This window comes from Domibacillus indicus (assembly GCF_000970685.1).
In the GTDB taxonomy this organism is placed as follows: domain Bacteria; phylum Bacillota; class Bacilli; order Bacillales; family Domibacillaceae; genus Domibacillus; species Domibacillus indicus.
In genome coordinates this window covers 86,620-99,932 of sequence record NZ_LAJB01000003.1, presented here as the reverse complement: position 1 = coordinate 99,932, position 13,313 = coordinate 86,620, and the positions used below count along the sequence as shown (strand labels likewise).

10 protein-coding genes are annotated in these 13,313 nt (G+C 47.8%); 9 read left to right on the top strand and 1 reads right to left on the bottom strand.

What is annotated here, in order from left to right; genetic code table 11:
• Positions 1 to 114: 114 nt before the first annotated feature.
• The 7 genes from VP98_RS04890 to VP98_RS04860 all read left to right on the top strand — a co-directional run bounded on the left by VP98_RS04890 (position 115) and on the right by VP98_RS04860 (position 7,901).
• Positions 115 to 594: a hypothetical protein gene (locus tag VP98_RS04890; protein ID WP_046174237.1), complete on the top strand. Its 480-nt coding sequence runs from the start codon at positions 115 to 117 to the stop codon at positions 592 to 594.
• Positions 595 to 791: 197 nt separating this feature from the next.
• Positions 792 to 1,760: a sugar-binding protein gene (locus tag VP98_RS04885; RefSeq protein ID WP_082087873.1), complete on the top strand. Its 969-nt coding sequence runs from the start codon at positions 792 to 794 to the stop codon at positions 1,758 to 1,760.
• Entirely contained in the window at positions 1,760 to 3,208 is a 1,449-nt protein-coding gene (locus tag VP98_RS04880) for a sensor histidine kinase (RefSeq protein ID WP_046174235.1), read from the top strand. The genes VP98_RS04885 and VP98_RS04880 overlap by 1 nt, the downstream gene beginning before the upstream one ends.
• Positions 3,186 to 4,541 (top strand): response regulator transcription factor, encoded by a 1,356-nt coding sequence (locus VP98_RS04875; RefSeq protein WP_046174234.1) that lies wholly within the window; start codon positions 3,186 to 3,188, stop codon positions 4,539 to 4,541. The genes VP98_RS04880 and VP98_RS04875 overlap by 23 nt, the downstream gene beginning before the upstream one ends.
• Before the next feature lie 231 nt (positions 4,542 to 4,772).
• Positions 4,773 to 6,068, top strand: a complete 1,296-nt coding sequence (locus tag VP98_RS04870; RefSeq protein ID WP_046174233.1) for an ABC transporter substrate-binding protein — start codon at positions 4,773 to 4,775, stop codon at positions 6,066 to 6,068.
• A 125-nt stretch (positions 6,069 to 6,193) separates the two neighbouring features.
• Positions 6,194 to 7,078: a carbohydrate ABC transporter permease gene (locus VP98_RS04865; protein ID WP_407919205.1), complete on the top strand. Its 885-nt coding sequence runs from the start codon at positions 6,194 to 6,196 to the stop codon at positions 7,076 to 7,078.
• Between the two features lies 1 nt (position 7,079).
• On the top strand, positions 7,080 to 7,901 hold the full coding sequence (locus tag VP98_RS04860; protein WP_046174231.1) for a carbohydrate ABC transporter permease: 822 nt from the start codon (positions 7,080 to 7,082) through the stop codon (positions 7,899 to 7,901).
• 122 nt (positions 7,902 to 8,023) lie between these two features.
• On the opposite strand, the gene VP98_RS04855 is transcribed toward VP98_RS04860, so the two are convergent.
• The gene (locus tag VP98_RS04855) at positions 8,024 to 8,866 is read right to left on the bottom strand and encodes a TetR/AcrR family transcriptional regulator (protein ID WP_046174230.1); all 843 of its coding nucleotides are present in this window, start codon (positions 8,864 to 8,866) and stop codon (positions 8,024 to 8,026) included.
• A 127-nt stretch (positions 8,867 to 8,993) separates the two neighbouring features.
• Here VP98_RS04855 and VP98_RS04850 point away from each other — a divergent pair, with 127 nt between their 5' ends.
• Together VP98_RS04850 and VP98_RS04845 are read left to right on the top strand one after the other, a co-directional pair.
• Positions 8,994 to 12,002 (top strand): efflux RND transporter permease subunit, encoded by a 3,009-nt coding sequence (locus VP98_RS04850; RefSeq protein WP_046174229.1) that lies wholly within the window; start codon positions 8,994 to 8,996, stop codon positions 12,000 to 12,002.
• A gap of 220 nt (positions 12,003 to 12,222) precedes the next feature.
• Positions 12,223 to 13,302, top strand: coding sequence for an inorganic phosphate transporter (locus VP98_RS04845; RefSeq protein ID WP_046174228.1), 1,080 nt, complete (start codon positions 12,223 to 12,225; stop codon positions 13,300 to 13,302).
• The last annotated feature ends 11 nt before the right edge of the window (positions 13,303 to 13,313 follow it).

Genomic DNA, 13,313 nt, shown 5'->3' with positions numbered 1-13,313 from the left:
TTTCTTTAACAGCTAATATGAATTTTCGGTAAAAATACTCGGATTTTTATTTAATTTTAAAAACAGAAGCGTAAATGATATACTACGTTCATCAAGAAAGAAAGAAGGCGTGGCATGCTTACATTTGAAGAAAAAAAAGCGATCATTGATACATTTCCGCAGCTGACGGCAAAGGAGGTATCGTTAAAGCGGGTAAATTATCATTTTGAGGACAGCTTATACGAAAAGACCGTTGTTGTGTATCACCTGCACCCGAATGGAAACGGCTTTGTGTTTGTCGGTGATTTGCCCGGCTACACAGCGGATTCAAAAGGACTGGTGAACATTCGTGACTTTTCAGAGGCAGAACTGCGTGCCATTATTGCTGACTCAATCCGCTACTTATCCGATAAGCCGGAAGACGAAGTTATTGAGCAGGAAGAAATTGTAAATGAAACAGAATGGAAAAACCGGGAAGGGCAGGTGCTGATGCTGGCGAATGAAGATGAGCTCTGGAACGTGTACACCGGTTTAAATCTGGAAGAAAGCTTTGAGTCCTTCAAGGAAGCGGAACGGTATTTGCTTGAAGAAGGCTTCCGCCCGCAATCGAAATAATAGCACTTCAGGCTGCCGAGAAAGTCGGCAGTCTTTTTTGAAAGCTTTTATTGTTAAAAGCGGGCAGTTCTGCTTTTTGAAAAGAGCCAAGTGGCAAAGCCGCAGATCAATCATAAATGCATTTGTCAGTTCATTTTTAGAAAGCGCTTGCAAAAAGAAGGGAGATTTGGTTCATTAGGAATGGGGTGGTTGGAATGATCCGGGTCAAAGTGATTTTTTACAGCGGGCTTTTTCTTTCTTTTTTATGCGCATCCGGGCTGATGCTTTATTTTGGAAAGGAAACGTTTCATGTGAGCAGTGAGCAGCGGAAGGCGGAGGAATTTGCTTATCATTTTGTGCTCATTCCCGAAGAGGTGGACAATGCCTACTGGCGTCTGGTTGAAAAGGGGGCGCGTGACGCTGCAAAGGTCCACGGAGTTTATGTGGATTACATCGGACCAAAGCAGGCAAACCGCGAAGAGCATGTTAAAACGTTTCATGCGGCGATTGCCGGCAGAGTAGACGGGATCATGGTGCAGGGCGGTGAGGACCCGGCTTTACTAGAGCTGCTTGCCAAAGCGAAGCAAAAAGGAATACCCGCGGTGACCGTTGACACTGATTCACCGAAAAGCAGCCGTGCTGCCTACATAGGAACAAACAATTATTACGCGGGCTTTTTGGCGGGGCAGGCTCTTTTGAAGGACACATCAGGAAGCCAGTATGTCGGTATTGTTACCGGGCGTTTTCAGTCCGCAAACCAGAAGCTGCGGGTAGATGGCTTTAAAGCAGCGGTGCAGCAGGAAAAGAGAATTCAAATTATGGGCATCGAGGAATCGAATATTACGAAGATTGGCGCGGTGGAGGCGGCCTACCGGCTTATGAAGCAGCATCCCGGCATTACAGCGCTGTACGGAACGAGTGCGCTGGATGCAGCAGGTATTGCCGGGGTCGCAACGTATTTAAGAAGGGATGATATGTATGTGATTGGATTTGACACGCTGCCCGAAACGCTGGCTTTAATAAAAGCAGAAGCAGTCCGGGCATCTGTAACCCAGAATCCGTATGAAATGGGCTATAAAGCCGTTGAATCGCTTGTTAAAATAAAAAATGGCGAATCGGTTGAGCCGCTTCAGCATACCCCGACAAGGGTCATCCGAAAAAATGATCTTGTAAAGGAGCCGGTTTAATGAAAACCATCCGTATGAAGCTGCTCCTTTATTTTCTCGTTTTTGTTGTTTTATTTAACGTCGTTTCCTACTCGATTTATGCGAGCAGCCGGCACTTTTTGCAGGAATATCACAGCAGCTTCGAAGGATTTCTGCTGTTAAATGAAATCTCCCAGCAGTCCACCCGGCTGTATGAGCAGGTTAATGCATACGCGGTTGAGCGGGATACGGCATTTCTGGATCAAGCGGCAGCGGCAAAAAAGGCATTGCTGGCGAATGAAAAAGATTTGCAGAACAGCCGCATGTCTGACCTTTATCCGCAGTCAATGGCTGTTTACCGGTCATTGATGAAAACGCTTGCCGAAGAAAGTGAAAAAACGATCGAGGCTGTCCGGAATGATGAGGTCGATGTGTATCCCGCCCATTTAAATGAAGTGCGCAATGTGGCGGGATATGTTCAGGAAGCGACACTGAATCAGCTCAATCTAGAGCTGAATGAGTATCAGCAGTTTTATGACAATATGGAAAAGCGAAATGCCGCTTTTCAGCAGTTTACCGCCAGTCTTTTTGTGGCAACTCTTTTGCTTGCGGTCATGATGGCGCTTCTTTTCTCACGCGGCATTACCCGGCCGATTCAAACGTTGATGAAAGCGGCAAACGACATGTCAGCGGGCCGGCTTGAAGGGCCTGATATTGAAGTGCGGTCAAAAGACGAGCTTCATCAGCTGGCACTTTCCTTTAACCAGATGCGGGCCGATACACGCCGCTTTATTGAAGAAATGAAAGAAAAAGCGGCGCTGGACCAGTGGCTGAAAGAGCTGGAGCTCCGGCAGCTGCAAAATCAAATTAACCCGCACTTTCTGTTTAATACATTGAACACGATTAAGCAAATGGCTTATTTAGAAGATGCCCATTCAACTTCAAATTTAATTGAAGCGGTATCGACGCTGCTCCGGTACAGCCTCGGGGATGTAAACAAAGCAGTGACGCTTGGCGAAGAGCTGAAAGCAGCAGACAGCTATTTTTCCATTCAGAAAACACGGTTTCCGGACCGTGTTGCGTTCCGGAAATCGGTCGATGAGTCCTGCTTAAAAGCAGAAATGCCGGCGCTTATTTTGCAGCCGATCATCGAAAATGCTTTTATTCATGGAATTGAACCAAAAGAAGAAGGGGGCGAAATTTCGGTTTCCGTAAGGCGCCTGGGCAGGGAAGTGGTCATTGAAGTAGCGGATACAGGCGTTGGAATGAGGGAAGAGGTGCTTGACAGGATACGGGCAGGAGGACAGCCGGCGGAGCATGTCGGGCATTCAACCGGCATCGGTTTAAACAATGTGTTTAAAAGGCTGCACCTTTTTTATAAAGGGAGGGAAGCGGTAGAGCTTGCTTCAGCAGAAGGAGCCGGTACGCGGATTCTCCTGAAGATTCCAGCTGCAAAGGAGGAAGGGCATGAAAGTGGTAATCGTGGATGATGAGATGATCGAACGAAAAGCAATGCGAAAGCTGATTGAGCAGCATATGAACGGAATTGAAGTGGCCGGCGAAGCCGCAAATGGGCGGCTTGCGATTGAACTGGCCCATGCTTTAAAGCCGGATGTTATGCTGATGGACATTAAAATGCCCGGCATCAGCGGGCTCGAAGCCATCCGGACAATCCGGGAAGCCGGGTTGAATATCCGGTTTATTATGATGACAGCTTATGCCTCGTTTGATTATGCGAGAGAAGCAATGAGAGAAGGAGTTTCCCAGTATCTCGTCAAGCCGGCCAGCCGGGAAGAAACGGTCGAAACCCTTCTCCGTATGCAAAAGGAAGTAAACGAGCAGAAAAAAGCAGCCCGTTCGCTGGAGCAGATGATTGTTTCAAAGGTCATGCATCAGGAAATGAATGAAACGATTGAAGGGCAGCTTTTGAAAACGGCGCCTGATGCGAAAATGGCTTTTTTTCATGTGTACGGCTGCCAGAATGAATATGCGGCAGGCCAGCTGCTTCAAGCATTAAACGAATGGACGCCTTACGGCTTTTTGGCCGGAGAGCGTTATGAAGGAAAGCTGAGTGTCCTGTTTTTGGCAAAAGACTGCCAGAAAGCAGATATTCTTCTTCTTGCCCAAAAAGCGGCCCGCCATGCGCATACAGTGGTGGGAGCCGGCCTGCCCTATCCTTTGCAGGAAGCGGGCAGCTCTTATCCGGAAGCGATGCTTGCTTTTTCACAGCGGCAGGCAGGCGGAGGAGCGGCTTACGGTTTTGCGGAGCGGAGAACAGCCAGTGGCCGCAGCAGCGTAAAAGAAGCAATTTTAAAAGGAGAGCCTTTCGGGGATATAAAGAAGTATTCCTTAAATGAGCTGAAGGAAGAGCTGGCTCATGTGAAAAAAGAGCTGTCGCTGGCAGGTGTGCCGGTAGAAGACATTGATGTTATCGCACTCGACACGACAGATTTATGCCAGGCAGCCGGACGGGAGCTTGCAGACCGGGTGAAAATGCACAAGCAGAGCCGGGAAATGATTTCAAAGGCGAAGGAGTTTATTCATGCTCATTTTCACGAGCCGATCAGCCTGGAGGACGCGGCAGACTGCGTCGGATTAAGCCCGACCTACTTTACGAAGCTGTTTAAAGAAAAAACAAATGAAACCTTTATCGGCTACTTAACTCATTACCGAATGGAAGCGGCCAGGCAGCTGCTTCAGCAGACAGATATCAGCTTAAAAGAGGTGGCGGTCCGCACCGGGTACCAGGACCCCAATTATTTCAGCAAGGTGTTTAAAAAATGGTCCGGCTATTCGCCAAGAGAGTACCGGCACCTTTTTTAACTGCCTGCTTTCTCACTTTGTCTGCACTCTCAACCGCCTTTTGGGGCGGTATTTTATGTTTTATGGGCGGAAAAAAGATTTACCGCCCCTGACACAGACAATACCGCCCCAGGCAGAAAGCCACCGTAAAAAATTACAGAAAATCATAAGAATTTTCAGATAAGTGACTGGGTTTGGTGAGATATACTCAACTTGTGTTAACGCTTACAAAAAACAAGGGGGGCAGGAAGAATGCAAAAACGCGTCTGGGTCATTTTCACAATGATATTTGCACTTATTTTATCCGCATGCGGGTCATCGGACACGGCCGATGAAAATGCCGGCGGAAGCGGCAGCTCGGATTCTGGGGAAAAAGCGACACTTGATATTTTCAGCTGGTGGACAGGAGCAGGTGAAGAAGACGGGCTGAAAGCACTGCTTGCGCTGTTTAAAGAAAAGCATCCGGACATTCCGGTGGAAAATGCGGCGGTGGCCGGCGGAGCAGGGACCAATGCAAAAGCGGTGCTTGCGAGCCGGATGCAGGGCAATGACCCGCCAGCGACATTCCAGGTGCACGGCGGGTCAGAGCTGAATGACAGCTGGGTGGCGGCGGATAAAATGGAGCCGCTCAATGACCTGTACGAGCAGGAGAGCTGGAATGACAAGTTTCCAGAGGAACTGATCGAGCTGGTCAGCAAAGACGGCAATATGTATTCCGTACCGGTCAACATTCACCGGGCGAACGTGCTCTGGTACAACAAAAAAGTATTGGATGAAAACGGCGTTGCGCCGCCAACAACTTTCGATGAGTTCTTTGCGGCAGCTGACGCTCTGAAGGAAAAAGGCATTACGCCGCTTGCGCTCGGTGACAAAGAGCCATGGGCAGCAACACATTTGTTTGAAACGGTTCTTCTTGGCGAGCTTGGCGCTGAAGAGTACAACAAGCTGTGGACAGGAGACCTGGCGTTTGATGATGCGAAAGTAAAAGCGGCGGCGGAAACATTTAAAAAGATGCTTTCCTATGTAAATGAAGACCACAGCTCGCGCAACTGGCAGGATGCTTCCCAGCTGGTCGGCAATGGCGAAGCGGCTATGAATGTGATGGGTGACTGGGCAAAAGGCTATTTTGTGAATGATTTAAAGCTGGCTGTCAATGAAGATTTCGGCTATTTGCCGACACCGGGCACGGAAGGTATGTTTGGAGTGATTACCGATACATTCGGCCTGCCGAAAGGGCTTGATAACGGGGAGGATGTGAAAAAGTTCCTCAGCGTGCTTGGCTCTGTAGAAGGGCAGGATGCGTTTAATCCGCTGAAAGGGTCGATTCCGGCGCGTATTGATGCCGACGTATCAAAATATGACCAGTACGGAAAAGACACAATGGAAGATTTTAAGTCTGCCACACTTGTGCCAAGCCTGGCGCATGGTTCTGCTGCACCGGAAGGCTTTTTAACGAAGGTGAACCAGGCGGTTAATATTTTCGTGACACAGGGAGATGTTGAGCAGTTTACCGGAGCTTTGCAGTCAGCGGCAGCTGAATTGAAATAAAGTCTGAAAACCCTCCTCCAGCGGGGAGGGTCTTTCTTTAGGAGGGATGCTGGATGGAGGCAGCACGGACAGAGCAATCGGCAGCAGGTAAATCATCTGTTAAAAGAGGATCATCCGACCGCTGGATGGCGCTTCTTTTTTTACTGCCGTCGTTTTTATTGATTGTCATTTTCGTTTACGGGTTTATCGGCTGGACCGGCTACGTGTCGCTGACAAATTGGAATTCGCTTGTGCCGGACATGTCGTTTGCCGGGTTGAAAAATTATGTATTCTTATTCAGCGATTTCCGCTTTCAAGCCGATTTGCGCAATACATTGTTTTTTACGATTTTGTTTATCGGCCTCGTTATTTTGCTCGGCTTGTCGCTGGCAATCCTGCTCGACCAAAAGATCAAAGGAGAATCGATTTTCCGGAACATCTTCTTTTTTCCAATGGCGCTTTCGTTTGTAGTGACGGGCGTTGTCTGGCAGTGGATTTTAAATCCGTCGACCGGTGTGAACCTGTTTTTGCAGACGTTCGGCATTCAGCCGAAATGGTATACCGATACAAATATACTGGCAGGTTTTCAGTGGGGGCAGATTGAGTTTGGCCTGCCGGCAGCCCTGATTGCGGTCGGCCTTGCCGCCGTCTGGCAGATGACCGGGTTTTCTCTTGCTATGTATATCGCGGGGCTGCGGGCAATTCCGGATGAAACGAGAGAAGCGGCCCGGATGGACGGAGCGACCGAATTTCAAATTTACCGCCATGTTATTTTGCCGCAGCTTCATCCGATTACGGTCAGCGTCATTATTATTATGGCGCATATCTCACTGAAAATTTTTGATTTGATTTACTCGATGACCGGGCCGGGCGCTAACTTTGTAACAGACGTGCCGGGCGTGTACATGTTTGAAACGACGTTCCGGGGCAATTACTACGCAAACGGGGCAGCCATTGCGATTGTCATGCTGCTCAGCGTGGCGGTGTTTATGGTGCCGTATTTAATTAACAGCCGAAAGGGGGCTTCCTGATATGGTGCTTCGCGGTGTGGCCAAACCGGCCAGTTATCTTATTTTGATTGCGGCCAGCTTGTTTTTCTTAATGCCGGTTTACGTAATGGTGATTACCAGCTTGAAGCCGCTTGATGAAATTACGCTTGATCAAATGTGGACCTGGCCTTCCGCCATCGACGTAAGCAGCTACAGCGAGGCATTTACGAAGCTTGCGCCGAATTTGATGAATTCGTTTTACCTGGTCGTTCCGGCCACTCTCCTGTCAGCGCTGCTTGGGGCCATGAGCGGCTACGTGCTCTCTAAATGGCGGTTTAAGGGATCAGAGGTGCTGTTTACCCTTATGCTGTTCGGGATGTTTATTCCGTACCAGAGCATTTTAATTCCGCTGATTCAGTTTTTGCGGGAAATCGGCCTGTATAATTCGATTCCCGGGCTGATTTTTGTTCATGTGGTCTACGGGATCCCGATTACGACGCTTATGTTCCGCAACTTTTACGTGAACATTCCCGATGAAATGATTGAATCGGCGAAAATTGACGGAGCAAATTTTTTAGGAATTTTCCGCCACATCATGGTTCCGCTTTCACTGTCGGGCTTTGTCGTGGTCGCAATTTGGCAGTTTACGAATATTTGGAACGAATTTTTATTCGCGGTGACGATTACCACAGCGGAGCAGCAGCCGGTTATGGTTGCTTTGCAAAACTTATCAGGCAGCCAGATTGTCCAGTGGAATGTGCAGATGGCCGGTGCCCTGCTGGCTGCTTTGCCGACGCTTCTTGTGTATATTTTGCTTGGCAAGTATTTTGTAAGAGGCCTGCTGGCCGGATCGGTAAAAGGTTAATAAAAACAGCCCCGGCGCCGGGGCTGTTTTTATTTTTTTGAATAAGCCGTAAAGCGCCGCTGTTCACCATAAATCGTAAAAATGAGTCAGGAAACTTGTAAATTGGCTGTGAAATGGGATGGTCAGCGGAGCTTGTAATAGTCTTTTAAAACATGCATAAACTCATGGAGTCCAGGCTCTTCAGCCAGGTTGGCAAGCATGCCGCGCAGGACCGCCATGCGCGGTGCGCCGCTTTCGATCTCTTGTTTTATTACATCAAGCGATACGAGAATGTCGTCCGGCCAGCTCTCTGTTTGCAGTTCCGCAAGCCGGGAGATCAGCATGTCATCGTTTACTTTTTCTTTCAGCAGCCCGTTCATCATGTTCGGATCAATGAGCGGCTGCTTGGCGCGCCGCCTGAAGCCGGCTTCCAGGTCATCGGCGCAGTCGAGCAGAAATTCCGCAAACTGGTGATAGTCCATATCCGCTTGATCAATAATGAACAGGTGAAGAAACGAGTGTTGAATGCCTTGAAGCGAAGCGGCTAAATCCCCAAAATACGGCTTGATCCGCTCGCCGTAAATGCCAAGCAGGCTCGCATGATAAAATCGATGCGTTTCCATGCGCATTTTGAAAATAAATGCTTCAATTTCCTCATTAAAAGGGATCGCATTTTCGCGTGCCTGCATAATGAGAAATTCTTTGTGCTGATGGATTTCGCGTACCTGGCATTCAATTTGTTTGGTGAACTTTTCCCGCGGAGGCAGGACTTCACTTTCAATGGCTTGTATTTTTTCAAACAGCCGTTCAAAGTAATAGTGCAAAATGGCAAGCAGCAGCGCTTCTTTTGATTTGAAATGCAGGTAAAAAGCTCCTTTAGAAATACCGCACGCTGTAGCGATTTCTTGTACGGAGGTGGAGGCAAAGCCTTTTCGGGCAAATAATTTCATGGATGTCTCGATAATAATCCGTTCTTTTTCGTTCATAGTTGTCACCTCTTTTTCTTATTATGACCCATTAGTCACTCTTTTGAAACATATATAATTAAAGAGTGACCAGTTAGTCATTTGTTTAATATTAAAATTGACCAGTCGGTCACAAAGGAGACTATGAATGAACAGGTTCATTAACTTTGTCTTGAAAAACAAGTTTGCCGTATGGCTGATGACTCTTATCATTACGGCAGCGGGCCTGTATGCCGGGCTTTCCATGAAGCTTGAGACGATTCCAAATATTACGCCGCCTATTGTGACGATTACGACCGTTTATCCGGGTGCAACACCGGAAGAGGTAGCGGACAGTGTAACAGAACCAGTTGAAAAACAGCTTCAAAATTTGAACGGCGTCAAAGTGGTCAGCTCAACGTCGTTTCAAAATGCCTCATCCGTGCAGGTGGAATACACATTCTCAACCGATATGGAAAGGGCAGAACGGGAAGCAGAAGAAGCGCTGGCTGATATAGAGTTCCCGGAAAATGTTCAGGAGCCGGATATATCCCGGCTGCAAATCAATGCGTTTCCAATTATGGCGCTCAGTCTTTCCGATGAAAACCTGACGCTTGCCCAACTGACAGCACTGGTGGAAGAGGAAATCGTACCGGAAATAGAAGGCATAGAAGGCGTGGCATCTGTGCAAATTTCCGGCCAGCAGGTGGAAGAAGCAACTGTTGTATTTAATAAAGAGAAGCTTGCCCAGCTTCAATTAACAGAAGAAATGGTTACCCAGATGATTCAGGGCTCCGATATCACAGCACCGCTCGGATTGTTTACATTCGGCGATACGGAAAAATCTGTTGTGGTTGATGGAAATATTACGACGCTCGACGATTTGAAAAACATGCAGATCGGTCCGGCCAGGCTGTCGGATTTAGCGGAAGTGAAGCTGACGGGCAAAGCAGAGTCCATTTCCCGGACAGACGGCGAGGAATCCATTGGCCTGCAAATTGTAAAAGCGGCGGATGCCAATACAGTAGATGTGGTAAACGCAGTGAAAGAAAAAGTGGACGAATTTAATGGTGATATTGACGGCCTGACAGTTACGCCAGCATTTGACCAGGGCGCCCCGATTGAAGAATCGGTGAAAACGATGCTGAACAAAGCACTGTTCGGTGCGATTTTTGCCGTCATTATCATTATGCTGTTTTTGCGCGACCTGCGCTCAACCGTTATTTCGGTTATCTCCATCCCGCTGTCGATTTTAATTGCGCTTATTTTACTGAAGCAGATGGATATTACCTTAAATGTTATGACACTTGGAGCGATGACGGTCGCGATCGGGCGGGTTATTGATGATTCGATTGTTGTCGTGGAAAACATTTACCGGCGCCTTTCGCTCCAGGAAGAAAAGCTGCGGGGCAAAGAATTAATTCGTGAAGCCACAAAAGAAATGTTCGTGCCGATTATGTCGTCAACCATCGTAACAATTGCGGTATTTTTGCCGCTCGGCCTGGTGGAAGGGACGGTTGGCGAGCTGTTCCTGCCGTTTGCGTTAACCGTCGTATTTGCCCTTCTGGCATCGCTGCTTGTAGCCATAACAATTGTGCCAATGCTCGCCCATATGATGTTTAAAAGCGGAGTCAGTGCCAAAACACATGAAGAAAAGCCAGGCAGGCTGTCCTTCTGGTACCGTTCCGTTTTAAACTGGTCCCTGAATCACAAAATCATTACCTTTTTAACTGCTGTTTTGCTTTTGGCCGGAAGCTTTTTCCTGGTGCCGAAAATAGGAGTCAGCTTTCTTCCAGGCGAAGAAGAAAAGATGGTGCTTGCCGCCTACTCACCGGAACCGGGCCAGACGGAGGAGGAAGTGGCAGGCATTGCGGCTGATGCGGAAAGCTATTTTATGGACATCGAAGACGTGGAGACCGTTCAATATTCGGTCGGAAGCGAAGATCCAATGAATCCTGGCCAGTCAAACAGCGCGATGTTTTATGTTATGTATAACGAGGATACCGAGAATTTTGAGACGAAAAAAGAAAAGGCGATTGCTGACCTGCAGGACTCTGTCTCTAAAGGAGAGTGGGCAGCACAGGACTTTTCGGCAAGTGCGGGAAGCAGTGAAATAGCCGTTAATGTGTACGGAGAAGATGTGGAAGAAATTGAACCTGTTGTAAAAGATATAGAATCGGTCATGAAGGACAGCGGTGATTTTAAAAAGGTTGAAACAGGCCTTGCCCAATCCTATGAAGAATATACGCTTGTTGCAGACCAGAAAAAGCTTGCCGCTGCCGGACTGGCAGCCGGGCAGATTGCCATGGAGCTAAGTCCTTCCCGGGACCGGCCGGTAGTCACAACAGTTGAAAGAAACGGGAAAGATGTAAATGTGTATGTTGATGTTCCGGCTCAAACGTATGAATCGATTGATGATGTGACAAAACGCTCTGTTGAGGCAGCGGCAGGAAAATCCGTGGCAATCGGCGACGTGATGACAGTAGAAAAAGGTGAAACGTCCGATACCGTTTCCCGGCGTGACGGGAAAGTATTTGTGGACGTAAGCGGTGAACTGAAAGGCGATGACGTCTCGGCCGCCTCCACTGCGCTGCAGGGCGAGATTGATAAGCTTGATCTGCCGTCAGGCGTTAAGGTGGAGATGGGCGGTGTCACCCAGGACATTAACGAATCATTTACGCAGCTTGGCCTGGCGATGCTGGCCGCTGTGGCGATCGTTTATCTTGTTCTTGTGATTACCTTTGGCGGCGGGCTGGCCCCATTCGCTATTTTGTTCTCACTGCCATTTACGATTATTGGTGCGCTTGCCGCTTTATTGATTGCCGGCGAAACCATCAGTATTTCTTCGATGATCGGTGCGCTCATGCTGATTGGAATTGTGGTGACGAATGCGATTGTCCTGATTGACCGTGTTATTCACAAAGAACGCGAAGGACTCTCTACGCGAGACGCTCTTTTAGAAGCAGGCTCTACACGCCTCCGCCCGATTTTGATGACGGCGCTTGCCACCATCGGGGCTCTGTTCCCGCTTGCCCTTGGGCTTGAAGGCGGCGGGTTGATTTCCAAAGGGCTTGGCGTCACCGTTATCGGCGGGCTGACCAGCTCCACGCTGCTGACGCTTTTAATCGTCCCGATCGTGTATGAGGTCCTGTCAAAATGGATGAAGAAAAAAGTATAAGTGAAAGGCTGCTGAATATTCAGCAGTCTTTTTTAGTACAGAAGAAAAATAACATTGTCTTTTAAAAAAATACATTTATAATTAAAGTTACTAACTTACAATTCCAATTTGTTAACTTGGATTTTACGGTGAATTCAGTTACAATCTAGTTATCAATTCAAAATGAAGAATAAAAGTTTACTATTTAAAATAACCTTTTTGGAAGAGAAAGGAATACCAGATGCTATTAACATATACAGCCATTATTATCGCTCTGTTTTTTGCTATGAACATTGGAGCCAGCGGAACAGCTGCTTCAATGGGAGCTGCTTATGGAGCGAGTGCAATTAAAAAACGATTAGCTTTAGTTCTAGTAGCTTTCGCCGCTTTTCTGGGCGCCGTTTTAGGCGGCGGGGAAGTAGCCAAAACGATCGGAAAGGGCATTATCCCTTCTGATCTTTTAACGGTTAAAGTCGTAATTATCATTCTGCTGGGAGCGACTCTTACTTTATTTATATCCAACCTTCTGGGCATTCCGTTATCTACAAGTGAAGTAACGGTTGGATCTGTAGTCGGTGTCGGCCTTGCATACCATCGTTTATTTACCGATCAGCTGATGGTTATTTTGTTGTTCTGGGTGATCGTTCCGATCGCGTCCTTCCTGATCACATTCTGCGCAGGCAAACTCATTGCACGGGCAGAAAAGCGCTGGCCGCATTTGCAGGGACAGGGGAAATGGGCAAAGATTCTTTCTGTTTTACTGGTCATCGGCGGCTGCTGGGAAGCATTTTCTGCCGGGATGAATAACGTGGCAAATGCTGTAGGCCCTTTGATCGGCGCAAATATTATAGATGCCAGCAGCGGCCTCTGGCTCGGAGCGCTGTTTGTTTCAGTTGGCGCCCTGGTGATGGGAAGCAGGGTACTCGAAACCAATGCCAAGAAAATCACCAAGCTGTCTTTATTGGAAGGAAGTGCCGTTTCTTTTACAGGAGGAACGCTTGTCGTAGCAGCTTCTGTATTTGGCCTGCCTATTCCGCTGACACAGGTAACAACCTGTGGAATTCTTGGGATAGGAACGGCTCAAACCGGATTTGGCCTGTTTCAAAAAGGAATTATTAAACGTATCCTGCTCATATGGACTATTTCTCCATTATTTTCTATTGTTGTTTCGTATTTCTTGATTAATTTGCTTGTGGAGCTGGATATTTACAACCTGGTTATTGTTGCAAGTGCGTTAATTGCCAGCGTGGGCTCAATTAAACTGGCGCAGCACGTGCGCCAGGAGCAGCGTTCTGTTTATAACGAGGGCGAGGGAATATAAGACAGCGTTTA

Bases quoted from the DNA above. Each gene is read 5' to 3' on its own strand.
- VP98_RS04875 (WP_046174234.1), top strand. From the start codon at position 3,186: ATGAAAGTGGTAATCGTGGATGATGAGATGATCGAACGAAAAGCAATG.
- VP98_RS04870 (WP_046174233.1), top strand. From the start codon at position 4,773: ATGCAAAAACGCGTCTGGGTCATTTTCACAATGATATTTGCACTTATT.
- VP98_RS04855 (WP_046174230.1), bottom strand. From the start codon at position 8,866: ATGAACGAAAAAGAACGGATTATTATCGAGACATCCATGAAATTATTT.
- VP98_RS04865 (WP_407919205.1), top strand. From the start codon at position 6,194: ATGGCGCTTCTTTTTTTACTGCCGTCGTTTTTATTGATTGTCATTTTC.
- VP98_RS04890 (WP_046174237.1), top strand. From the start codon at position 115: ATGCTTACATTTGAAGAAAAAAAAGCGATCATTGATACATTTCCGCAG.
- VP98_RS04860 (WP_046174231.1), top strand. From the start codon at position 7,080: ATGGTGCTTCGCGGTGTGGCCAAACCGGCCAGTTATCTTATTTTGATT.
- VP98_RS04845 (WP_046174228.1), top strand. From the start codon at position 12,223: ATGCTATTAACATATACAGCCATTATTATCGCTCTGTTTTTTGCTATG.
- VP98_RS04850 (WP_046174229.1), top strand. From the start codon at position 8,994: ATGAACAGGTTCATTAACTTTGTCTTGAAAAACAAGTTTGCCGTATGG.
- VP98_RS04880 (WP_046174235.1), top strand. From the start codon at position 1,760: ATGAAAACCATCCGTATGAAGCTGCTCCTTTATTTTCTCGTTTTTGTT.